Annotated in this window: 18 protein-coding genes; 7 read left to right on the top strand and 11 right to left on the bottom strand. The window is 71.8% G+C overall.

Annotated features, from left to right (window positions below):
• Window positions 1-43: 43 nt before the first annotated feature.
• From OHO83_RS26375 to rsmI, 4 genes are all read right to left on the bottom strand, one after another.
• Complete coding sequence (locus OHO83_RS26375) at window positions 44-1,393, bottom strand: ubiquitin-like domain-containing protein (protein WP_323186884.1); 1,350 nt, start codon at window positions 1,391-1,393, stop codon at window positions 44-46.
• A 135-nt stretch (window positions 1,394-1,528) separates the two neighbouring features.
• Window positions 1,529-2,410, bottom strand: a complete 882-nt coding sequence (locus OHO83_RS26370; RefSeq protein WP_266671406.1) for a TatD family hydrolase — start codon at window positions 2,408-2,410, stop codon at window positions 1,529-1,531.
• Window positions 2,411-2,485: 75 nt separating this feature from the next.
• Entirely contained in the window at window positions 2,486-2,911 is a 426-nt protein-coding gene (locus OHO83_RS26365) for a hypothetical protein (RefSeq protein ID WP_266671408.1), read from the bottom strand.
• 194 nt (window positions 2,912-3,105) lie between these two features.
• Window positions 3,106-4,002 (bottom strand): 16S rRNA (cytidine(1402)-2'-O)-methyltransferase, encoded by an 897-nt coding sequence (gene rsmI / locus OHO83_RS26360; RefSeq protein WP_266671410.1) that lies wholly within the window; start codon window positions 4,000-4,002, stop codon window positions 3,106-3,108.
• Window positions 4,003-4,112: 110 nt separating this feature from the next.
• Between rsmI and OHO83_RS26355 the strand changes: the two genes are divergently transcribed.
• From OHO83_RS26355 to OHO83_RS26335, 5 genes are all read left to right on the top strand, one after another.
• The gene (locus OHO83_RS26355; RefSeq protein ID WP_266671412.1) at window positions 4,113-5,876 is read left to right on the top strand and encodes a dolichyl-phosphate-mannose--protein mannosyltransferase; all 1,764 of its coding nucleotides are present in this window, start codon (window positions 4,113-4,115) and stop codon (window positions 5,874-5,876) included.
• Between the two features lie 151 nt (window positions 5,877-6,027).
• Entirely contained in the window at window positions 6,028-7,665 is a 1,638-nt protein-coding gene (locus OHO83_RS26350) for a penicillin-binding transpeptidase domain-containing protein (RefSeq protein WP_266671414.1), read from the top strand.
• Between the two features lie 91 nt (window positions 7,666-7,756).
• Complete coding sequence (locus OHO83_RS26345) at window positions 7,757-9,421, top strand: penicillin-binding transpeptidase domain-containing protein (protein ID WP_266671416.1); 1,665 nt, start codon at window positions 7,757-7,759, stop codon at window positions 9,419-9,421.
• Window positions 9,422-9,489: 68 nt separating this feature from the next.
• Entirely contained in the window at window positions 9,490-10,014 is a 525-nt protein-coding gene (locus OHO83_RS26340; RefSeq protein ID WP_266671418.1) for a YbaK/EbsC family protein, read from the top strand.
• Window positions 10,011-10,865 carry a DMT family transporter gene (locus OHO83_RS26335; protein ID WP_266671420.1) on the top strand — a complete coding sequence of 285 codons (855 nt, stop codon included), beginning with the start codon at window positions 10,011-10,013 and terminating at the stop codon, window positions 10,863-10,865. The genes OHO83_RS26340 and OHO83_RS26335 overlap by 4 nt, the downstream gene beginning before the upstream one ends.
• Before the next feature lie 9 nt (window positions 10,866-10,874).
• Here OHO83_RS26335 and OHO83_RS26330 read toward each other — a convergent pair whose 3' ends face one another.
• Genes OHO83_RS26330 through OHO83_RS26310 form a run of 5 tightly spaced genes read right to left on the bottom strand, consistent with a single transcriptional unit; the run spans window position 10,875 to window position 15,478 of the window.
• Window positions 10,875-11,648, bottom strand: coding sequence for an SDR family NAD(P)-dependent oxidoreductase (locus OHO83_RS26330; RefSeq protein WP_266671422.1), 774 nt, complete (start codon window positions 11,646-11,648; stop codon window positions 10,875-10,877).
• Window positions 11,649-11,688: 40 nt separating this feature from the next.
• The gene (locus OHO83_RS26325; protein WP_266671424.1) at window positions 11,689-12,846 is read right to left on the bottom strand and encodes a serine hydrolase domain-containing protein; all 1,158 of its coding nucleotides are present in this window, start codon (window positions 12,844-12,846) and stop codon (window positions 11,689-11,691) included.
• A 52-nt stretch (window positions 12,847-12,898) separates the two neighbouring features.
• Window positions 12,899-13,675, bottom strand: coding sequence for an energy-coupling factor ABC transporter ATP-binding protein (locus tag OHO83_RS26320; RefSeq protein ID WP_227295220.1), 777 nt, complete (start codon window positions 13,673-13,675; stop codon window positions 12,899-12,901).
• The gene (cbiQ, locus tag OHO83_RS26315; protein WP_266671428.1) at window positions 13,663-14,424 is read right to left on the bottom strand and encodes a cobalt ECF transporter T component CbiQ; all 762 of its coding nucleotides are present in this window, start codon (window positions 14,422-14,424) and stop codon (window positions 13,663-13,665) included. Before cbiQ ends, OHO83_RS26320 begins: the two co-directional genes overlap by 13 nt.
• 1 nt (window position 14,425) lies before the next feature.
• Window positions 14,426-15,478, bottom strand: coding sequence for an energy-coupling factor ABC transporter permease (locus OHO83_RS26310; RefSeq protein WP_266671430.1), 1,053 nt, complete (start codon window positions 15,476-15,478; stop codon window positions 14,426-14,428).
• A 192-nt stretch (window positions 15,479-15,670) separates the two neighbouring features.
• Between OHO83_RS26310 and OHO83_RS26305 the strand changes: the two genes are divergently transcribed.
• On the top strand, window positions 15,671-16,000 hold the full coding sequence (locus OHO83_RS26305; RefSeq protein ID WP_266671432.1) for an SsgA family sporulation/cell division regulator: 330 nt from the start codon (window positions 15,671-15,673) through the stop codon (window positions 15,998-16,000).
• Window positions 16,001-16,036: 36 nt separating this feature from the next.
• On the opposite strand, the gene OHO83_RS26300 is transcribed toward OHO83_RS26305, so the two are convergent.
• Together OHO83_RS26300 and OHO83_RS26295 are read right to left on the bottom strand one after the other, a co-directional pair.
• Window positions 16,037-18,247 carry an MMPL family transporter gene (locus tag OHO83_RS26300; RefSeq protein WP_266671434.1) on the bottom strand — a complete coding sequence of 737 codons (2,211 nt, stop codon included), beginning with the start codon at window positions 18,245-18,247 and terminating at the stop codon, window positions 16,037-16,039.
• A 105-nt stretch (window positions 18,248-18,352) separates the two neighbouring features.
• Entirely contained in the window at window positions 18,353-18,943 is a 591-nt protein-coding gene (locus OHO83_RS26295) for a TetR/AcrR family transcriptional regulator (RefSeq protein ID WP_266671436.1), read from the bottom strand.
• A gap of 176 nt (window positions 18,944-19,119) precedes the next feature.
• Here OHO83_RS26295 and OHO83_RS26290 point away from each other — a divergent pair, with 176 nt between their 5' ends.
• Window positions 19,120-22,404, top strand: a complete 3,285-nt coding sequence (locus OHO83_RS26290) for a S41 family peptidase (protein WP_266671438.1) — start codon at window positions 19,120-19,122, stop codon at window positions 22,402-22,404.
• Window positions 22,405-22,476 lie beyond the last annotated feature (72 nt).

Genomic DNA, 22,476 nt, shown 5'->3' with positions numbered 1-22,476 from the left:
CGGCCGGGTCCCGACCGGACCGCGGGCCCCCGCACCGACCCGGTTACCCGTGCAGGCGGCCACCACAGTGCGGCCACGGGCTCGCGCCGCGCTGCACGTACAGCTTCTTGGCCCGGTACGTCTGCTCGGAGGCGGACGCGTCCTGGGGCCGGCCGCCGCCGCCCAGGCTGTGCCAGGTCTGTACGTCGAACTGGTAGAGGCCCCCATAGGTGCCGGTGGCGTCGGTCGCGCCGGGGCGCCCGCCGGACTCGCACCGGGCGAGTGCGCTCCAGTGCAGGCCGTCGGCGCCGACGACGGAGGACGGCGGGGGCTTGGTGCCGACCTTCACGAGCCGGCTGCGGGGCTCACGCACGACCTCTGCGCTCAGGCGGCGCGGCTTCTGCCTGACGCCGTTGACGGTGCGCAGGGCGTAGGTGACGCGCCGGGCGCCCTGGCGGCCCGCCCGTTCGACGACCTCGGTCCCACGGAACAGGGTCGGGTCCTGGGTGCGCTCCACCTCGTACGCGATGGGTTCCTCGCGCACCTCCCTGCTGCCCTTGATGCGCATGACGGTGATCGTCTGCCCGTCGCGCGGGAAGCTGTCCTGCGGCACGGACGTGGTGTCCTGGCCGTGCAGCGAGATGCCCGCCTCGTCGACGGCGTCCCCGACGGTGGCGGCGTTGGTGCGGATGGTGCGCTCGCGGCCGTCGGCCATGACCGTGACGCTGCGTTCGGTGCGGACGGCGAGCGCGAGGCCGTCGCGGGCGATGCGGCGCGAGCGGGACGCGGAGACATAGGCGCCCTCGGCGCGGACGCCGAGCTGATTCAGGGCGCCGTCGACGGTGCCCGCCGTGGTCCACACCTTGCGGCGCTCCCCGTCGAGGGTGAGGTGGACGAGCCTGCCGTAGTGCACGGCGACCTCGTCGCCGCTGGACAGGGCGGTCCCGGGGGCGGGGGCGACGACATCGTGCGGGCCGACGTCGACGCCCTCGTCGGCGAGCAGCTCACTGACGTCGTCCGCGAAGGTGTGCAGGGTGCGCGGCCTGCCGTCGACACTGAGCTGGACCGCCTTGTCGGCGGCGACGAAGGCGGTGGTGCCGCCGGCCAGGAACGCGACGACGAGGGCCTGCGGCAGCAGGCGTCTGAGGGTGTCGGGCCGTTCGGGCCGTTTCCTGCGCCGGGCCGCCCTGCGGGCCTCGGCGCGCCCGGCGGCCTGCGGGGCGGGGTCCGCGGCCGGGGCGGACGGGGGCGGCAGCAGCGCTCCGGGCACGGGCCAGGCGGGCTGGGTCTCCATCGACTCGTAGCCGGGGCGGTAGGTGTCCGCGTGCGGGGGCGGGCCGGGCGGTGGTTCGTGTGTCTCGAGCGTGACGAGCGTTTCCTGCGGCTCATACGTCCCGTACGGCGAATTGCTCACGACGACGCTCCTCGGTCCGGATCGGCGAGGAGAACCTAGCGGAGCGATCGTCACTCTCCAAAGCAGCGCGGCTACGCTGTGTCGCGGCCCGTTTCCGGCCTTCCGCGCCCGGCGCCGCCCCGAGGGCGCTGCCGGTCAGTAATCGAAAGCGCGGGCCGTGTTGGCGGAAACGGCCGCCGCGAGGGCGTCCTCGTCGAGGCCCTTCACCGCGGCCATCGCGCGCAGCGTGACCGGAATGAGGTACGGGGCGTTAGGCCGTCCGCGGTAGGGCGCGGGGGTCAGGAAGGGCGCGTCGGTCTCGACCAGGACGAGCTCGCGCGGGGCGGCCACGAGCGCGTCGCGCAGGGGCTGCGCGTTCTTGAAGGTGACGTTCCCGGCGAACGACATGAAGTAGCCGTTCTCGGCGCAGATCCGGGCCATGTCGGCATCTCCGGAGTAGCAGTGGAAGACGGTGCGCTCGGGGGCGCCCTCCTCCTTGAGGATGCGCAGCACGTCGTCATGGGCGTCGCGGTCGTGAATCACGAGCGCCTTGCCGTGCCGCTTGGCGATCTCGATGTGGGCACGGAAGGAGCGCTCCTGCGCGGCGATGCCTTCGGGCCCCGTACGGAAGTGGTCGAGTCCGGTCTCGCCGACGCCCTTCACGTGCGGGAGGGCCGCGAGCCGGTCGATCTCGGCGAGCGCCTCGTCGAGGGCCGCGTCACCGCCGGCCGGGCGCTCGCCCTGGCGCGACCAGCCGTCGGGGTCACCGAGGACGATGCGGGGCGCTTCGTTCGGGTGCAGCGCGACGGTGGCGTGCACGCCCGGGTGCGCGGCCGCGGTGTCGGCGGCCCAGCGGGAACCGTTCACGTCGCAGCCGACCTGGACGACGGTCGTCACACCCACCGACGCGGCCTTGGCGAGGCCCTCCTCCACCGTGCCCGACTGCATGTCGAGGTGGGTGTGCGAGTCGGCGACCGGCACCGCGAGGGGCGCGGGCAGCGGCGGCGGGGTGACGTCCTTCGAACGGTCAGAGCTCATGCCCCGATCCTACGAAGCCGGGGTCGGTGGGATCGTCGGGGTCCGGTCGCGGCTCGGTGGGTGATCAGGCGGTGATCAGTCGGTCTTGCGGTTCTGGAAGGGATGCAGCAGGTCGGAGAAGTGCCAGTGGTGTTCCTTCACGGGGTGCTCCTCGCCTGCGGGCTGATCCGCCGGCATGATCCCCTCGCGTTGCATCACACCGCGGATCGACGAGACCCGCCCCGCCCTCATGATCCGTACGACATGGCCGCCGCAGTTCAGGCACGTGGGCCGGGTCAGCGGCGACGGGACACGCTCGCCGCCCGCCACGTACATCACGAATTCCGCGCCGTCGCCGTCGATGTGGTGCTCGATCTCGAAACTCTGCTCCCAGCCGTGACCGCACCGCATGCAGGCGAAGGCGTACGACTCGTGGGCGATGGCTGTGGCCGCGCTCCGGTTCGGTATCTGGGGTGCGGCAGCACCGGTCGGGGTCGGTACGGCGCCTGCGATCTCACTCATGCCTGCTCCTCTTGCCCTCTGGACAAGGCACCTCGGGGTGGGGCATTACATCCACCCTGAAGCGTGGGACGGGTGCGTCCCTTCAACCAGTGGACGCTTCTCCCGGCGCGATCGCATCAGGCCTGTCGACTATTGGATCCGATTTGGCCTTTCCTTATCGGAAGGGGCCCGATGCGCGGCCTGCGCTTTGCCTTTCACGATAGTCCTTTGCTCTCCGATGGGGCGCCCCGAGCGGCATTCTTTGCCGCGACCACGGCATCGAAGACCTCGCGCTTGGGCAGACCGGCCTCGGCGGCCACGGCGGCGATGGCTTCCTTTCGCCGCTCCCCCGCCTCCTCGCGCACCTGCACCCTGCGTACCAGCTCGGAGGCGTCGAGTGACTCCGCGCCCTTCTCCGGGGCGCCCTCCACGACGACGGTGATTTCGCCGCGTACGCCTTCCGCGGCCCATTTCGCGAGTTCCCCGAGCGGGCCCCGCTTCACTTCCTCGTACGTCTTGGTGAGCTCGCGGCACACGGCCGCCCGGCGATCGGCGCCGAATGCCTCCGCCATCGCGGCGAGGGTGTCGTCGAGGCGGTGCGGGGCCTCGAAATAGACGAGGGTGCGGCGTTCCTCCGCCACGTCCCGCAGCCGGCCCATGCGCTCGCCGGCCTTGCGGGGCAGGAAGCCCTCGAAGCAGAACCGGTCGACGGGCAGCCCGGACAGCGCGAGCGCGGTCAGCACGGCGGACGGCCCCGGTACGGCGGTGACCTTGATGTCCCGCTCGACGGCGGCCGCGACGAGCCGGTACCCGGGGTCGGACACAGACGGCATCCCCGCGTCGGTCACGAGCAGCACCCGGGCCCCGCCCGCGAGCGCCTCGACCAGCTCGGGCGTGCGGGCGGACTCGTTCCCCTCGAAGTACGACACGACGCGCCCGCCCGGGGTCACCCCGAGCGCCTGCGTCAGACGCCGCAGCCTGCGGGTGTCCTCGGCGGCGATGACGTCGGCGTCGGCCAGCTCCTTGCTGAGCCGGGGCGGCGCGTCCGACACGTCTCCGATGGGCGTGCCCGCGAGCACGAGCGTTCCGGGGGAATCTGGGCTTGATGTCACGGATCCATCCTCGCAGGGACGGGGCGGGCCGACACGTCCCGCCCCGGGGCCGGCCGACTCGGCGGGGCCGCACACGGGACTCGCACAGTGACGTTCCCTACGATGGCGCGGTGACCAGTACTGCGTCCTCGCCGCACTCGCCCTCGACCAGCGCCCCGCCGGGCCAGAACCCCGGCGAGGCGCGGCAGCCGTCGACGTGGGAGCGCCGGCTGCGGCGGTTCGGTCATGTGGCGCGGCCCAGGGACGACGTGGGTACGCGGCTCGTGCCGCCGTACGCGCCGCCGTCGTCGCGGCTGTGGGCGACCCTCGGTCTCTCCGACGGCCTCGCGCGGGGCGTGACCCGCTGGTCCGGCTGGCTCGGTCCGCTGCTCGTGACGCTGGTCGCGGGCCTGATGCGGTTCTGGCATCTCGGCAGCCCCAAGGCCGTGATATTCGACGAGACGTACTACGCGAAGGACGCGTGGGCGCTGATCCACCGCGGCTTCGAGGTCAACTGGGACAAGAACGCCAACGACCTGATCCTGAAGACCGGCGGCCATGTGCCGCTCCCGCACGACGCCGCGTACGTCGTGCATCCGCCGGTCGGCAAGTACGTCATCGGCATCGGCGAGTGGCTGTTCGGTTTCGATCCGTTCGGCTGGCGGTTCATGACCGCGGTGCTCGGCACGCTGTGCGTGTTCCTTGTGTGCCGCATCGGGCGGCGGCTGTTCCGCTCGACGTTCCTCGGCTGCCTGGCCGGTCTGCTGCTCGCCGTGGACGGCCTCGCGTTCGTGATGAGCCGCACGGCGCTGCTCGACTCGGTCCTCGTGTTCTTCGTCGTCGCCGCGTTCGGCTGCCTGGTCGTGGACCGCGACAAGGCGCGCGGCAAGCTGGCCGCCGCGCTCCCGAGGGGCGAGGACGGCGTGCCGCGCCCCGACGTGCACATCGCCGAGACCCTGCGTCTGGGCTGGCGCCCGTGGCGGCTGCTCGCCGGTCTGTGCCTGGGGCTCGCCGCGGGCACGAAGTGGAACGGCTTCATCTATCTGGCCGCGTTCGGTGTGCTCACGGTCCTGTGGGACGTCGGCGCGCGCCGCGTCGCCGGGGCCGGCCGGCCGTACGTGACCGTGCTCAAGCGGGACCTCGGCTGGGCGTTCCTGTCGACGGTGCCGGTCGCGGTCGCCACGTACGTCCTGTCCTGGCTCGGCTGGATCCTTTCTCCTGCCGACGGGACCGGCGGCTACTTCCGCAACTGGGCGGCGACCGACGGCCGGGGCGGTTCCTGGACCTGGCTGTTCCCCGACTGGGTGCGCAGCCTGTGGCACTACGAGCACGAGGTCTACAAGTTCAACGTGGGGCTCAGTTCCCCGCACATCTACCAGTCGAACCCGTGGAGCTGGCTCGTCGACGGCCGGCCGGTCTCGTACTTCTACGAGTCCCCGCTGCCCGGCAAGGACGGCTGCCCGGCCGGCGCGGGCGACAAGTGCGCCCGCGAGGTCCTGGCGCTCGGCACCCCGCTGCTGTGGTGGGCGGCGGCGTTCGCCGTGCTCTATCTGCTGTGGCGCTGGTTCTTCCGCCGCGACTGGCGGGCGGGTGCCATCGCGTGCGCCGTCGCCGCGGGCTATCTGCCCTGGTTCAACTACCAGGAACGCACGATCTTCTTCTTCTACGCGGTCGTTTTTGTGCCTTTCCTCTGCCTCGGGGTCGCGATGATGATCGGCGCGATCCTCGGGCCGCCGGGGTCCGGGGAGCGGCGCAGAATCGTGGGCGCGGCGGCCGCGGGCGTGCTCGTCCTGCTGATCGTGTGGAATTTCGTCTACTTCTGGCCGATCTACACCGGGCAGGCGATCCCGTTCAGCTCCTGGCAGTCCCGGATGTGGCTCGATACCTGGGTCTGACCGCCCGGCGCCCCGGGGCCGGCCGCGGACGTCCGACCCCCCGGGAGCGGTCTCCGTTCAGACAAGTTCGGACAACATCTGCGCACTCTCGTCCCACCGGGCACGGCCGCCGCCTAAAGTTCCCCACCGGAACCTGGGGAGGGGACGCGGCATGCGCAAGGGGGCCAAGGCGGCTGTGATCGGCGGGGTGTTCGCCATCATGGTCGGGGGCGCGGGGTACGGCGCGTACAACGTGGTGACGGCGGTGACCGGTTCGGGCGGGTCGAGCACGGCGGGGGAACCCTCGCCGCGCAGGACCGGGCCGCCGACGGCGGACGAGGTCAAGGACGTGTCGCAGAAGTTCCTCGCGGCGTGGGCGAAGTCCGACCCGGACTCCGCGTCGGCGTACACGAACAACGCGGAGTCGGCGCTCTCGGCGCTGACCGGCTGGCACGACGACGCGCACATCACGCACACCACGCTGACGGCGGGGGCACCCTCGGGGGCCGAGGTGCCGTTCAAGGTGAAGGCCACGGTGTCGTACGAGGGGAAGAAGAAGACCCTCGCCTACGACTCCTCGCTCACCGTGGTGCGCGGACTCAACACCGGCCGGGCGCTGGTCGACTGGCAGGCGGCCGTCGTGCATCCGGACATGGACAGGGGCGACACCCTCGTCACCGGCGAGGCCTCGGCGCCGCCCATCGAGGCCGTGGACCGCTCGGGCAACGTCCTGACGAAGGAGAAGTACCCCTCGCTCGGGCCGATCCTGGACCAGCTGCGCGAGAAGTACGGCGACACGGCCGGCGGCCGAGCGGGAGTGGAGACGTACATCCAGCGCGAGAGCGAGGACGCCGGCACCAAGACGCTGCTCACGCTGGTGAAGGGCAAGGCCGGTGAGCTGCACACGACGCTCAGCGCCACCGCGCAGGCGGCGGCCGAGCGGGCCGTGAAGAGCTTCGACGAGTCGTCCGTGGTGGCCGTGCAGCCGAGCACGGGCCAGGTCCTCGCGGTCGCCAACCACCGCAAGGACGGCTTCAACGCCGCCTTCCAGGGCCAGCAGGCCCCCGGCTCCACGATGAAGGTCATCACCGCGGCGATGCTCATCGACAACGGTGTCGCCTCGGTCAACAGCCCGGCGCCCTGCACGGACACCGCGACCTGGCAGAGCCAGACCTTCCACAACCTGCCGGGCATGAAGGCCAACGAGGGCGCCAGCCTCGCGGACAGCTTCGCCCGGTCCTGCAACACCGCGTTCGTGAAGCTCATCGACGAGAAGCCGCTGACGGACGAGTCGTTGACGCGCGAGGCGCAGGACCGATTCGGTCTCGGTCAGGACAACTGGAAGACCGGCATCGCGTCCACGGACGGCAAGATCCCGCCGTCCGGCGGCCCCGACCGCGCGGCCAACGCCATCGGGCAGGGCCAGATCCAGATGAACCCGCTGAACATGGCGTCCGTCACGGCGACCGCGAAGACGGGCGTGTTCCGGCAGCCGGTGATCGTGCCGCGCTCCCTCGACGACCGGGAACTCGCCACCGCCCGCGGCCTGCCCCCGAACACCGCCGCCCAGCTGCGCCAGATGATGTACCGCACCGCGACGGTCGGCACCGCCGCGCAGGTCATGGCGGGTCTCGGCCCCGACGTCGGAGCCAAGACCGGCTCGGCGGAGGTCACCGGCCAGACCAAGTCGAACAGCTGGTTCACCGGCTACCGCGGGGACGTCGCGGCGGCCGCGGTCACCGAGGAGGGTGGCCACGGCGGCGACGCCGCGGGCCCGATCGTGGCCGCGGTGCTACGGGCGGGTAGCTGACCGCCGTCGAGAGCACCTGTCAAGACGCCTTAGTCTGAGCCGTCCGCGAGGAACCCAGTGGACCGGGCAGACAGGCAACGACGGAGGACCGGTGGGCAGCAGAGGCAGGCAACCCGAGCGCAAGAAGGCGAACGCGGCCGTGATCGGCGGCGTGGTCGCCGTCGTGGTGCTCGGCGCCGGGGTCAGCGCCTACGCCCTCTTCAGCGGCGACTCGGACTCATCCACCGCCGCCGACGACAAGCCCCACATCAAGACGGGCCCCGTCACCCCGGCCGAGGTCCGCACCGCGGCCGACCGGTTCCTGACCGCGTGGGCCGCGGGCGACACCGCGAAGGCGGCGGCCGCCACGGACGACGCCACCACGGCGACGGCCGCCCTCACCTCGTACCGCAAGGACGCCCATCTGTCGGGGATGAAGCTGACGCCCGGGAAGCGTGCCGGGGCCAAGATGCCGTTCGCGGTGTCGGCCACGGTCACGTACGAGGGCAAGTCGAAGCCGTTCGCCTACGGCTCCGAACTGACCGTCGTACGGCGGGTGAAGGACGGCAAGCCGCTCGTCGGGTGGCAGGCGTCCGTCGTGCACCCGGACCTCAAGGACGGTGACCGGCTCGTCACGGGCGCGGCCGGCGACCCGCCGATCAAGGCGACGGACCGCGACGGGAACGAGCTGACCGCGGCCAAGTACCCCTCGCTCGGCACCGTCATCGACGGGCTGCGCGAGAAGTACGGCAAGAAGGCCGGCGGCACGGCGGGCATCGAACTGCGCGTCGTCCACAAGGACAGCGGCAAGAAGAGCGAGCACACGCCCGACAAGACGCTCGTCACCCTCGCCGAGGGCACGCCCGGCACCCTGCGCACGACGATCAGCCCGACGTCGCAGGCCGCGGCCGAACGCGAGGTCGCCAAGCGGGAGAAGGCCGCGGTCGTCACCATCAAGCCGTCGACCGGGGAGATCCTCGCGGTCGCCAACTCCCGCCCCGAAGGCTTCAACACGGCCTTGCAGGGCTCCCTCGCGCCCGGTTCCACGATGAAGATCGTGACGTCGTCCATGCTCCTGGAGAAGAAGCTCGCGGGCGTCGACAAGAAGCACCCGTGCCCCAAGTACGTGACGTACGGCGGCTGGAAGTTCCAGAACGACGACAAGTTCGAGATCAAGGACGGCACCTTCCGCGCCAGCTTCGCGCGCTCCTGCAACACGGCCTTCATCAGCCAGGCCAAGAAGCTGGACGACGGCGATCTGACGAAGCAGGCGCAGGAGGTCTTCGGGCTCGGCCGCGACAACTGGTCGATCGGCGTGCCCAGCTTCGACGGCGCGGTCCCGGTGCAGTCGCAGGCGCAGATGGCGGCCTCGCTGATCGGGCAGGGCGGGGTGCGGATGAATCCGCTCAACATGGCCTCGGTCGTCGCCACCGCGGAGACGGGCGAGTTCAAGCAGCCCTACCTCGTCTCGCCCGACGTCGACCACCGCACGCTCGCCACGGCCTCCCGCAAGCTGTCCCCGTCGACCGTGAGCGCCCTGCGCGACCTGCTGCACTACACGGCGGTCGCCGGTACGGCGGTCGAGCCGATGTCGGGGCTCGGCACCGACATGGGCGCGAAGACCGGCTCGGCGGAGGTCGACGGACAGAAGAAGCCGAACGGCTGGTTCACGGCCTGGCGCGGCGACCTGGCCTCGGCGGCGGTCGTCCAGCAGGGCGGCCACGGCGGTGACTCGGCGGGTCCCGTGGTGCGGCAGATGCTGCTCGCGGGGGACTGACGGCGAGGACGGACGGCGCGGGCGATACCTGGTCGCGTGGCGGGTACACCGAGCGCTACGGTGCGGCCATGAGCACCTCGGAATCCGCTGCATCTGCCGCATCCACCGCAACCGCCGCGCACCCGCGTTTCGCCGAAGCCCTCGCCGAGCTGGGCCTGGCCGGCGTACTCCCGCTCGTCCGCCGCTTCCCGGAGGCGACCAGGACCGCGCAGGAGGCGGCGGCCGCGATCGGCTGCGAACTCAGCCAGATCTGCAAGTCGCTGATCTTCGCCGCGGACAACATGCCGGTACTCGTCCTGATGGACGGCGCGTCGCGGGTGGACGTGGAGCTGGTCCGGCGCGAGCTGGGCGCCGAGAAGGTCACCCGCGCCAAGGCGGACGTCGTGCGCGCGGCGACGGGTTACGCGATCGGCGGCATCCCGCCCTTCGGGCACGTCACCAGGACGCGGGTCCTCGCCGACCGTTCGCTCCTCGACCACGACACCGTGTGGGCCGCCGCCGGCACCCCGTACGCCGTGTTCCCCATGGACCCCAAGTCGCTGATCGCACACGCCGGAGCGGCCCTCGTGGACGTGCGCGAGAGCGCTCAGTGACCCCGGTGGTCGCGGCGGCCGTGCTCCTCGCGGCCGTCACGCACGCCAGCTGGAACGCGATCGCCCACCACATCACCGACAAGCTGGTCGGCTTCACGCTGATCTCGGGCGGCGGCGCGCTGATCGGGCTCGTGTGCGCGCCGTTCGTGCCGTTCCCGCACGCAGCGGCCTGGCCGTACCTGATCCTCTCCGCGCTCCTCCACGTCGCCTACTACGCCCTGCTCATGCGGTCGTTCAAGCTCGGCGACTTCGGCCAGGCGTACCCGATCGCGCGCGGCACGGCGCCGCTCGTGGTGACGGTGCTCGCGGCGGTGTTCGCGGGCGAGGTCCCCGACGGCTGGCAGGCGGCGGGCATCGCGGTCTCGTGCGCGGGCCTGACCGGGCTCGCGCTGTGGGGCATACGGGGTTCGGGGCGCAGGCCCGACTGGGCGGCGGTGGGCGCGGCTGTCGCGACGGGCGTGTCCATCGCCGCGTACACCGTGGTGGACGGCCTCGGCGTGCGCGCCTCCGGGAACTCGCTCGGCTACATCGCGTGGCTGATGATGCTCGGCTGCCTCGGTGTCCCGGTGTACGCGGCCTGGACGTGGCGCGGCGAACTGACCGCCCGCCTGCGGCCGTTCGCGGCGGTCGGGCTGCTCGGCGCGGCGCTGTCCGTGTCCGCGTACGGGCTCGTCCTGTGGGCACAGACGCGGGCGGACCTCGCCCCGATCTCGGCGCTGCGCGAGTCGTCGATCATCGTGGGCGCGGCGATCGGGACGGTGTTCTTCAAGGAGCGGTTCGGTACGCCGCGGTTGGTGGCGGCGGGGCTGATGGTGGCGGGGATCGGGCTGATGCTGCACACCGCCGGCTGAGCGGGGGCGCTACTGGAGCTGCGCGCGGAATCCCCGGTTCGCCGAGGTCAGGCCGCCGTCGACCGGGAGTGTGACCCCGGTGATCCACGCCGCGTCCGACGAGGCGAGGAACGTCACGGCCGCCGCGATGTCCTCCGGCTCGCCGACCCGCCCGAGCGGGTAGAGGCCGCTGACGGCGTCCAGGGCGGCGTCCCGGCCCGACCAGGCGGGGGTGCGCACCGTGCCCGGCGCGACGAGGTTGACGCGGACGCCGCGCGGGCCCGCGTGTCCGGCGAGGGTGCGGGTCAGCGAGCCGAGCCCCGCCTTCGCGGCGCTGTACGCGTGATTGCCGTAGTCCTGAAGGCCGTTGACGGATCCGACGCTCACGATCGCGCCGCGGCCCGACGCCACCAGGTGCGGCAGCGCCGCGCGGCAGCAGCGGTACGCGCCGGTGAGCGTGATGTCGAGGTCGCGGGCCCACACCTCGTCGGGCTCGTCCTCGAAGAGGGCGGCGTCCGGGGCGCACGCGTAGGCGTTGTTGACGAGCACGTCGAGGCGGCCGAACTCCTCCACGGTGGCCGCGACCGCCGCCTCCACCGACTCACGCGACCCGACGTCGCAGGTGAACGCCCTTGCCGAGCCGCCCTGTTCGCGGATCCCGGCGACCGCCTTCTCTGCTTCCCGCGGATCCACGTCGGTGACGGCGACCCGCGCCCCCTCGGCGGCGAACCTGCGCGCGGTGGCGGCGCCTATGCCGCGTGCCGCGCCCGTGACCATGACCCCGTACCCCTCGAAGCGCCTCATGCGCCGACGCTACCCGGCGCGGGCCCGGGCGACACGGGGGCTATCCGGCGAGAGAGGAGCGCACGGCCCGCACCAGCGCCTGAGCGCGCGGGTCGGCGGTGACGCCCTTCTGCCGGCCGTTCGTGACGTACCCGAAGGCGATCCCGGACTCGGGGTCCGCGAAGCCGAGCGCGCCGCCCCGCCCGGGGTGGCCGAAGGACCCGGGGCCGAGGAGTGGTGAGGCCACTCCGTGGAGCATGTAGCCGAGCCCGAAGCGGGTCGGGACGACGAGGACCCGGTCGGCGCCCGAGGACGCCTCGGTGCGGGCCTCCTCCATCGTGTCGGGCGTGAACAGGCGGACGCCGCCGTCGACCTCGCCGATCAGGGACGCGTAGAAGCGGGAGAGTCCCTCCGCCGTGGCGACGCCGTTCGAGGCGGGCAGCTCTGCCGCGCGGTAGGCCGGGTCGTTCTCGTCGGGCGCGGGGTGGATGGCGCCGAAGGCGCGGCGGGTCAGGGAGTCGGGGTCGGTGTACGCGTCGGCGACGTTCCTCTTGGGGCGGGTGCGCAGGCCGCCGGGCGCGGCCGGGGGTTCGACGGGTCCGACGAGACCGGCCCGGTGCGCCTCGGCATCGGGCAGCCCGACCCAGAGGTCGGCGCCGACGGGGGCGGCTATGTGCTCGGCGATCCAGGCGCCGACGGTGCGGCCGGTGACGCGGCGCACGAGCTCGCCGGTGAGCCAGCTGTAGGTCTGCGCGTGGTAGCCGTGGTCGGTGCCGGGTTCCCAGGCGGGGGCCTGGGCGGCGACGGCCGCGGCTCCGGTGTCGGGGTCGGCGGCCTCGGCCGGGGTGAGCGGGCGGTCGAGCGCGGGGACGCCGGCGCGGTGCGCGAGGACGTCACGGACGCGGACGTCCTCCTTGCCGTGCTGCTTGAACTCGGGCCAGTAGGCGCCGACCGGCGCGTCCAGGTCGAGCTCTCCTCGCTGGTGCAGGAGGAGCAGCGCGGCGGCGGCCACGCCCTTCGTGGCGGAGCGCATGATCTGGGCGGTGCCGCGCTCCCAGGGGGCGCCGCCGCTCACGTCGCGGGTGCCGGCCCACAGGTCGACGACCTTGTGCCCGTCGCGGTGGACGACCACGCCCGCGCCGCGCTCGCCGAGCGCCTCGAAGTTGTGGGCGAAAGCTTCCCTGACCGCTTCGAACCCGGTGGCCACTGTGCCGTTCATGTCACTCACCTCGGGTGCAACAGCCACGGATCGCTGCCGATTCCTCGGCCGCTCAGACCTTCACGGACTTCGGGTCGAAGCCGAAGGGGAGCTCCAGGCGGTGTGCGCGCATGAGGTCCTCGTCGGCGAGGAGGTCACCGGTCGTCCCGTCGGCCGCGATCACGCCCTCGCTGAGGATCACCGAGCGCGGGCAGAGTTCGAGCGCGTACGGCAGGTCGTGCGTGACCATCAGGACGGTGACGTCCAACGACCGAAGGATGTCGGCGAGTTCGCGGCGCGAGGCCGGGTCGAGGTTCGACGACGGCTCGTCCAGGACGAGGATCTCGGGCTCCATGACGAGGACGGTGGCGACCGCGACACGGCGGCGCTGCCCGAAGGAGAGGTGGTGCGGCGGCCGGTCGGCGAAGTCGGCCATGCCGACCTGGGCCAGGGCCTTGTGCACGCGGGCCTCGAGCTCGGGCCCCTTCACCCCGGCCGCGGCGGGCCCGAAGGCCACGTCCTCGCGGACGGTCGGCATGAAGAGCTGGTCGTCGGGGTCCTGGAAGACGATGCCGACCTTGCGCCGGATCTCGGCCATGTGCCGCTTGCCGACGGGCAGACCGGCGACGGTCACGGTGCCGGCGCCGCCGGTGAGGATGCCGTTGAGATGCAGCACGAGGGTCGTCTTGCCCGCGCCGTTGGGCCCGAGCAGGGCGACGCGCTCACCGCGGCCGATGGTCAGGTCGACGCCGAAGAGGGCCTGGTGCCCGTCGGGGTAGGCGTAGGCGAGGCCACCGACCTCGAGCGAGGCGGGGGAGAGCGGAGCGGGGGAAACAGTCACAGCATCCATCCCAGCAGACAGACGACAAGGGCGGCACAGGGGAGGGTGAGGGCGTAGGACCACTGCGCGCGGGACGCGCTCACGTCGTCGATGACGGGCATCGAGCCGGCGTACCCGCGGCTGACCATGGCCAGATGCACGCGCTCACCGCGCTCGTAGGAACGGATGAAGAGGGCGCCCGCGGACTTGGCGAGGACGCCCCAGTGCCTCACGCCGCTCGCCTCGAAGCCGCGCGACTCCCGGGCGATCCTCATACGGCGCATCTCGTCGGTGATCACATCGCCGTAGCGGATCATGAACGACGCGATCTGCACGAGGAGTGGCGGCAGCTTGAGCCGTTGCAGGCCGAGGAGCAGCTCGCGCAGCTCGGTCGTGGAGGCGAGCAGGACGGACGCGGCGACGCCGAGGGTGCCCTTGGCGAGGACGTTCCAGGCGCCCCACAGACCGTTGACGCTGAGGGAGATCCCGAGGACGTCGACGCGCTCGCCCTGCGCCACGAACGGCATGAGGACGGCGAAGGCGACGAAGGGGATCTCGATGAGGAGCCGCTTGAGGAGGAAGCCGGCCGGTACTCCGGCCGCGTACGCGACGGCCGCGAGCAGGACCGCGTACAGGGCGAACGCCCACATCGCCTCGCGGGGCGTGGAGACGACCACGATCACGAAGGAGAAGACGGCGGCGAGCTTGGTGTGCGGCGGCAGGCCGTGCACGGGCGAGTGCCCGTGCCGGTAGAGCTTGTGCGCGTGCCCCGCACCCATGTCAGACGGTCTCCGTGATCTGGCTCGGGGAGGTGTCCGCGGTGCGGCGCCTGCGCAGCACCCAGAAGATGCCGCTGCCCGCGACGACGGTGACGCCGACGCCGATCACACCGGCCAGGCCTCCGGAGAGCCGCGCGTCGCCGACGTCCTTGACGCCGTACCCGGCGAGCGGGGAGCCGTCGGAGGCGTGCTTCTCGGTCTTCTTGTCGATGCCCTTGTCGTGGGCGACCTTCTCCAGGCCGTCCGGATCGGCGGAGGCGTAGAAGGAGACGAAGCCGGCGAGGACGAGGGAGGTGACCAGGCCGGTGATCCAGACCTTGCGGTGGGAGCCGCGGGCTGCGACGGGCGCGGGCGCGGCGTCCGGGGCGTCGACGAGTTCGCCGGCCACGCGGAGCTTGAGCGGCCGGTACAGGCCGCGGGCGCCGTACACGAGGTCGGGGCGGACGGCGACGACGGCGCCGACGGTCAGCGCGGTGATGACGGCCTCACCGATGCCGATGAGGACGTGCACGCCGACCATGGCGGTGGCGACCTTGCCGATCGAGACGTCGGTGGTGCCGCCGATCGCGTAGATCAGGGTGAAGACGACGGCCGCGGCCGGTACGGACAGGAGCGCCGCGACGAAGGAGGCGACGGTGATGGAGCGGCGCTTGCGGGGCAGCACCTTCACCAGGCCGCGGAAGACGAGGTAGGCGACGACGGTCGTGGTGATCGCCATGTCGGTGATGTTCACGCCGAGCGCGGTCAGGCCGCCGTCGGCGAAGAGCACGCCCTGCATCAGGAGCACCACGGACACACACAGGACGCCGGTACAGGGGCCGACGAGTATCGCGGCCAGCGCGCCGCCCAGGAGGTGGCCGCTGGTGCCTGCCGCGACGGGGAAGTTCAGCATCTGCACGGCGAAGATGAACGCGGCGACGAGGCCCGCGAGCGGGGCCGTGCGCTCGTCGAGTTCGCGCCGTGCGCCCCGGAGGCTGACGGCCACGGCGCCCGCGGCGACGACACCGGCGGCCGCCGAGACGGGGGCGTTGATGAATCCGTCGGGGACATGCATGAGTGAGGGCTCCGCTTCGGGGCACGCGACAGGCTTGGTGACCGTCCGATGATAGTGCCTTGTTGCGAACCGCTTGCAAGAGCGCCGCAGGCACAACTAATCCCGTAGACACCTCTGAGCACATAGCCGCGCATATGACTTATATGGGACATTAGGTGACAGCACACACAAATAGACGAAGAGGAGTTCCCGATGTCTGACGTCGAGCAGTACGCACGCGCGCGCATCGTCACGGACTCCCCCGACGAGGCACCGGCCGTCCCCGCAGTCCTGAGCTACGACGGACGCGTCCACATCACCGTCCCCGAAGAGGGCGACTGGTACTTCACGCGCGAACTCCTGGAACAGGGGCTGCGCGCCCCGACCACCGTGGGCGACATCCACATCTGGCCCTGCGGCCGCGTCCAGGCCGTCATGGAGTTCCACTCGCCGAAAGGGGTGGCGGTCGTGCAGTTCGAGAAGAAGGCGCTGGTGCGCTTCCTTCGCCGGACGTACACGACCGCCACCCCGGTGGCTCACTGAGAGCCCTACGCATTCCCGGTCAGGGACGGGCCCCGGTCACACGCGGGCCAGTTCCCTGTCCTCCTGCGCGGGGTCGTCGCCGCCGGAGGCCGTCTTCAGGCCCTCGCCCTCGACGTCCACGTTCGGCAGGATCCGGTCGAGCCACTTCGGCAGCCACCACGCCCGCTTGCCGAGCAGCGCGAGCACGGCCGGCACGATCGTCATGCGCACCAGGAACGCGTCGAAGAAGACCGCGATCGCGAGGCCGAAGCCGATCATCTTGACCATCTGCTCACTGGAGCCGATGAAGCCCGCGAACACGGCGATCATGATGACGGCCGCCGCCGTGACCACCCGGGCCCCGTGCCGGAACCCGGTGACGATGGCCTGCGCGGGCCGCTCCCCATGGACGTACGCCTCCCGCATGCGGGTCACGAGGAAGACCTCGTAGTCCATCGCGAGACCGAAGACCACGCCCACCATGAAGATCGGCATCATCGACATGATCGGCCCGGTCTGCTCCACGCCGAACAGCGAGCCGAGCCAGCCCCACTGGTAGACCGCGACGACGGCGCCGAGCGCGGCGACCACCGAGAGCAGGAACCCGAGCGCCGCCTTCAGCGGGACCAGGACCGACCGGAAGACCACCATCAGGAGCAGGAACGCCAGGCCGACGACGAGCGCCAGGTACGGCACGAGCGCGTCGTTCAGCTTCTGCGACACGTCGATGTTCATGGCGGTGGTGCCGGTGACGAGGACCTCGGCGCGGGTGTCCGCCTTGATGTCCGCACCCTTGTCGCGGATCGTGTGGACGACGTCCTCGGTCTGCGTGGAGCTGGGCTTGGACGACGGCACGACGGTGATCGTCGCCGTGTCACCGGCCTGGTTGAACGCGGGCGGGGTGACCGTCTTGACTCCGTCGGTCGCCGCGATGTCCTTGGAGACGCGGGCGACCGCGTCCTTCGGGTCCTGCGAGTGCTTCACGTCGACGACCGCCACCAGCGGACCGTTGAAGCCGGGCCCGAAGCCCTCGGAGAGCAGGTCGTACGCCTTGCGCTGCGTGGTGTCCGTGGGCTGGACCCCGTCGTCGGGCAGGCCCAGCTCCAGCGAGGACACCGGCACGGCCATCACGCCGAGCCCGACCACCGCGGTGAGCAGCACGGCCACCGGCCGGCGCAGCACGAAGCGCGCCCAGCGCGTGCCCATGTTCGTCTTCGGCTCGGGCTTGTTCTCGGCGGCCAGGACCTTACGGGCCTTGCGGCCGTGGACCCGCTTGCCGGCGTAGCCGAGCAGCGCCGGGATGAGGGTGAGCGCGATGAGGACGGCGATGGCGACCGTGCCCGCGGCCGCGATGCCCATCTTCGTCAGCATCGGGATGTTGACGACGGCGAGCCCGACGAGTGCGATGACGACGGTCAGACCGGCGAAGACCACGGCGGACCCCGCGGTGCCGACGGCCCGTCCGGCCGCCTCCTCGCGGTCGCGGCCCTCGGCCAGCTCGGCGCGGAAGCGGGAGACGATGAACAGCGCGTAGTCGATGCCGACCGCGAGGCCGATCATCATGGCCAGCGTCGAGGTGGTGGTGCCCAGGTCGAGCGCGTTGGCCAGCGCGGTGATCGACGAGACGCCGATGCCGACGCCGATCAGGGCGGTGAGCAGCGGAAGCCCGGCCGCGACGAGCGAGCCGAAGGTGATCACGAGGACGACGGCGGCGATCGCCACACCGATGATCTCGGTGGCCCCGGTCTCCGGCATGGCCTGGAGCGCGTCACCGCCGACCTCGACGGTCAGCCCGGAGTCGCGCGCCTCGTCCACGGTTTTCTGGAGCGCGTCCCGGTCGGCGTCCGTCAGCTCCATCGAGGAGACCTTGTAGGAGACCGAGGAGTACGCGATCGTGCCGTCCTTGCTGACGGTCTTCGCGACGAACGGGTCGGCCGCCGCTGCGACCTCCTTCGAACCGTCCTTGAGCTCCGCGACGGTCCTGGTGACCTCGGCCTTGTTGGCCGCGGACGTGATCTTCTCGCCGTCGGGCGCCTGGAAGACGACGCGTGCGGTGGCACCGTCGGCGCTGGAGCCCGGGAAGCGCTGGTCGAGCAGGTCGAAGGCCTTCTGGGCCTCCGTGCCCGGGATGGAGAAGGAACTGGAGGCCGCCGTCGGCGCGGAGGCGGCGCCCACCCCCGCGAGGGTGAGCAGCGCCACCCAGATCAGGGCGACGAAGTGTCGTCTGCGGAAGGCGAGCTTGCCGAGTTTGTAGAGGAACGTGGCCACGAGGGCGTACTCCCGGTCAGTCGTATGGGGGCAGGGGTGATCGGCCCGACGACGTGAGCGGTCGCGTCAGGTGCTCGGGTGGGACGGGTCTTGAGTGGAGAGGGGTCAGGCGCCGAGAGCGGGGAGGACCACGGCGTCGATGTAAGAGGTGACGAAGGCCTGGGTGGGCGGCTGTTCGTCGATGAGGGTCCGCGCCGTGAAGGCGCCGACGATCATATGGAGGACGTAGTCGAGTGCCGGGTTGTCCGCACGGATCTCGCCCCGGTCGACGGCGCGCCCCAGCACATGCCGGAGCTCCTCCATCTCGGGCTCGATCAGCAGCTCGCGGAAGGCTCGCAGGAGATCCGGGTTCTCGTGGACCGCCATGGCCAGGCCCCGCATCAGCGCGGATCCCCGGGCCATCTCGCAGTCGTCCTCACGGAGGACCAGTTCGTGGAAGTCGCCCCGCAGCGACCCGGTGTCGATCTCGCTCAGCCGCGACGGCTTCTGGTGCCGCAGCGCTTTCACGACCAGCTCGGCCTTGCTGCCCCACTGGCGGTAGAGCGTGGCCTTGCTCGACCGGGTGCGGGCGGCCACGGCGTCCATGGTCAGGGCGTCGTAACCGACCTCGCGGAGCAGTTCGAGCACGGCGCCGTACAGCTCGGCCTCGCGCTCGGGCGTGATCCGGCTGCGGCGCGTCGTCGCGGCTTCAGCCATGGGGCACCCCTGTTCCGGTCCGGACGGTGTGTACGAAACCGTTTCGTACATAAGTACTGTACGACCGCACTTAACGAAACGAAACCGTTTCGTACGTGTCCTGCGCCACAAGCCGAGGGCGGGAACGGAGCGACCCACAAGTTGCCGGGGCCCGTGGAGCGGAAAAGCATGTGTAGGTGAGCGACAACGCGTACCTGCGGTTTCCCCATCTGCACGAGGACCGGCTCTGCTTCGAGACCGAGGACGACCTCTGGGTCGCCCCGCTCGACCGGCCGGGCCGGGCCTGGCGGGTCACGGTCGACCGGACCAAGGTGAGCAGCCCACGGTTCTCGCCCGACGGCCGCCACATCGCGTACACGACCTGGCGCAGCCTGGACCCCGAGATCCATCTCGCGCCCGTGGACGGCGGCCCCGCCCGGCGGCTCACCTACTGGGGCAGTACGGACACCCAGGTCCGCGGCTGGACACCGCCCGACAAGGACGGGCGGGCCGACATCCTCGCCGTGGCCTCGCACGGCCAGCCCTTCTCGTACTTCACCTGGGCCTACGACGTCCCCGTCGACGGCTCCCCCGGCGGCAGGCTGCCCTGGGGCCCGGTCTCCGACATCGCGGTCGCCGACTTCGACGGCGAGCGCAAGACCCTGCTCCTGACCGGCACCGCCCCGCACGAGCCGGCCTCCTGGAAGCGGTACCGGGGCGGCGCCCAGGGCCGCCTGTGGCTGCACGGCGAGCAGCTCGTCGCCGACCTGGACGGGCATCTGGAGGCACCGATGTTCGTGGCGGGACGCATCGCGTTCCTCTCCGACCACCAGGGCATCGGCAATGTGTACTCCTGTCTGCCCGACGGCTCCGACCTGCGCCGCCACTCCGACCATGACGCGTTCTACGCCCGCAACGCCTCCAGCGACGGGACCCGGATCGTCTACCAGTGCGCCGGCGACCTCTGGATCATCGACGACCTCTCCGCCGGCTCCGTGCCGCGCAAGCTGGACGTGTGCCTCGGTGGCCCGCGCGTCGGGCGCCGCCCCTACCAGGTGCCGGCCGCCCACCACGTCGACGGGCTCTCCGTCGACGAGACGGGCCGGGCCAGCGCCGTCGTCGTACGCGGCAGCCTGTACTGGCTCACCCACCGCGACGGCCCCGCCCGGACCATCGCCGACACCCCGGGTGTACGGGTCAGGCAGCCCGAGATGCTCGGCTCCGGCGGGCAGGTCGCGTACGTCACCGACGCGGAGGGCGAGGACGCGGTCGAGATCTCGTACCTGCCGCGCGCGAGCGGTGAGCGCGAGCCGCGCCGCCTCGCGTCCGGGGAGCTCGGGCGGGTCCTCGAAATGGTCAGCGACCCGGACGGCGAACGCCTCGCCATCGCGTCGGACGACGGCCGTCTCCTCCTCATCGACACGATCGAGGAGGACGAGGAGGAGGAAGGGGCGGAAGGGGAAGCAGAACGGACCGGCAGCGAGGTCACCGAACTGATCCGGTCGATCAACGGACCCGTGCGCGACCTGGCGTTCTCGCCGGACGGCGCCTGGCTCACCTGGTCCCACCCGGGTATCGGGCGCTCCCTGCGGCAGATCAAGATGGCCCGGATCAAGGACCGGACGATCATCGACGTCACCAATGGCCGCTTCGAGGACGAGAATCCGGTCTTCACGCGCGACGGCCGCTATCTCGCCTTCCTCTCCTGGCGCGGCTTCGACCCGGTGTACGACGTGCACACCGGCGACCTGTCCTTCCCACTCGGCTGCCGCCCGTATCTGGTGCCGCTGTCGTCGGCGACGCCCTCCCCGTTCGCCCTGTCACCCCACGGGCGCACGGCCGCCGGCGGGCTCGACCCGACCGACGACTCGGGGGCCGACGGGGCGCCGAGCGTGGAGATCGAGGGCCTGGCGAACCGTGTCGTGCCGTTCCCCGTCTCCGCCTCCAAATACTCGGCGCTGTACCCGGTCGCGGGCGGCGGCCTCGTGTGGCTGCGCTGGCCGATCTCCGGCGCGCTCGGCGAGACGTTCGTCAACCCGGCCGACACCTCGGGCCGCCCCACCCTGGAGTACTTCAACCTCAGCAAGGGCAAGAAGACCGAACTCGTCACCCACCTCGACTGGTTCGCGGTCAGCGGCGACGGCACCCGCCTCGTCGTCGTCGACGAGGGCGAGCTGCGTGCCGTCCCCTCCACCGAGACCGGCGACAGCGACACCACGGTCTGGATCGACCTGCGCCGCATCCTGCACGAGGTCGACCCGGCCGCCGAGTGGCGCCAGGCGTACGAGGAGGCCGGCCGGATCATCCGCGCCTACTACTGGGACCCGAAGATGTGCCACATCGACTGGGACGCGGTCCTCGCCCAGTACCGGCCGCTCGTCGAACGGGTCGCGTCCCCGGACGAGTTCGCCGACCTGCTGCGCGAGGTGCTGGGCGAACTGTGCACCTCGCACGCCTACGTCTCCGCCGCCCGCCGCAACGAGGGCCCGCCCCACTACCAGCGCGCCCAGGGCCTCCTCGGCGCCAACTTCGTGCACCGCGACGAGGGCTGGCAGCTCGTCCGCATCCTGCCCGGCGACTCGTCCGACTCCAAGGCGCGCTCCCCGCTGGCCGGCAGCGGCATCCGCGAGGGCGCCGTCCTCACGCATGTCGACGGCCGCCCGGTCGACCCGGTCGCCGGCCCCTATCCGCTGCTCGCGGGCTCGGGCGGCACGACGGTCGAGCTGACGTTCCGGCCGACGGAGGGCGAGGGCGGCCCCCGCCGCGTCGCGGTCGTTCCCCTCGTCGACGAGCGCCCGCTGCGCTACCAGGACTGGGTCGCCAAGCGCCGCGCGGTCGTACGGGAGCTGAGCGGCGGCAAGTGCGGCTATCTGCACATCCCCGACATGGGCGGCTCCGGCTGGGCGCAGTTCAACCGCGACGTACGCATGGAGGTCTCCCGGCCCGCCCTGATCGTCGACGTACGCGGCAACGCGGGCGGCCACATCAGCGAGCTGGTCGTCGAGAAGCTCACCCGCAAGATCCTCGGCTGGGACCTGACGCGCAACGCCCAGCCCGTCTCGTACGCGTCGAACGCCCCGCGCGGTCCGGTCGTCGCCCTGGCCGACGAGGCGACCTCGTCCGACGGCGACATGATCACCGCGGCGTTCAAGCTCCTCGGGCTCGGCCCGGTCGTGGGCCAGCGCACCTGGGGCGGCGTCGTCGGCATGACGGGCCGCCACACACTCGGCGACGGGACGGTCATCACGGTCCCGATGAACGCGGCCTGGTTCCCCGAGTACGGCTGGTCGGTCGAGAACAAGGGCGTCGAACCGGACATCGAGGCCCTGCGCACCCCCCTGGACTGGGCGGAGGGCCGCCACGCCCAGCTCGACGACGCGGTCTATCTGGCCCTGGACCTCCTGGTGGCCTCCCCGGCCAAGACTCCCCCGGACTATACGAACACCCCGAACCACGCCCGCCCCGAGCTCCCGCCGCGCTGACCCGGACAGGCCCGCTCACAACACTCCACCCGCACAAGCCCCCACGCCGACCCGGCACAAACCCGCACCACC

The organism is Streptomyces sp. NBC_00569 (assembly GCF_036345255.1).
In the GTDB taxonomy this organism is placed as follows: domain Bacteria; phylum Actinomycetota; class Actinomycetes; order Streptomycetales; family Streptomycetaceae; genus Streptomyces.
The sequence above is the reverse complement of the archived record's forward strand: the minus strand, read 5'-3'. Positions and strand labels throughout refer to the sequence as shown.

Bases quoted from the DNA above. Each gene is read 5' to 3' on its own strand.
- OHO83_RS26365 (WP_266671408.1), bottom strand. From the start codon at position 2,911: ATGAGTGAGATCGCAGGCGCCGTACCGACCCCGACCGGTGCTGCCGCA.
- OHO83_RS26310 (WP_266671430.1), bottom strand. From the start codon at position 15,478: ATGCATGTCCCCGACGGATTCATCAACGCCCCCGTCTCGGCGGCCGCC.
- OHO83_RS26305 (WP_266671432.1), top strand. From the start codon at position 15,671: ATGTCTGACGTCGAGCAGTACGCACGCGCGCGCATCGTCACGGACTCC.
- OHO83_RS26340 (WP_266671418.1), top strand. From the start codon at position 9,490: ATGAGCACCTCGGAATCCGCTGCATCTGCCGCATCCACCGCAACCGCC.
- OHO83_RS26370 (WP_266671406.1), bottom strand. From the start codon at position 2,410: ATGAGCTCTGACCGTTCGAAGGACGTCACCCCGCCGCCGCTGCCCGCG.
- OHO83_RS26325 (WP_266671424.1), bottom strand. From the start codon at position 12,846: ATGAACGGCACAGTGGCCACCGGGTTCGAAGCGGTCAGGGAAGCTTTC.
- OHO83_RS26330 (WP_266671422.1), bottom strand. From the start codon at position 11,648: ATGAGGCGCTTCGAGGGGTACGGGGTCATGGTCACGGGCGCGGCACGC.
- cbiQ (WP_266671428.1), bottom strand. From the start codon at position 14,424: ATGGGTGCGGGGCACGCGCACAAGCTCTACCGGCACGGGCACTCGCCC.
- OHO83_RS26350 (WP_266671414.1), top strand. From the start codon at position 6,028: ATGCGCAAGGGGGCCAAGGCGGCTGTGATCGGCGGGGTGTTCGCCATC.
- OHO83_RS26320 (WP_227295220.1), bottom strand. From the start codon at position 13,675: ATGGATGCTGTGACTGTTTCCCCCGCTCCGCTCTCCCCCGCCTCGCTC.
- OHO83_RS26295 (WP_266671436.1), bottom strand. From the start codon at position 18,943: ATGGCTGAAGCCGCGACGACGCGCCGCAGCCGGATCACGCCCGAGCGC.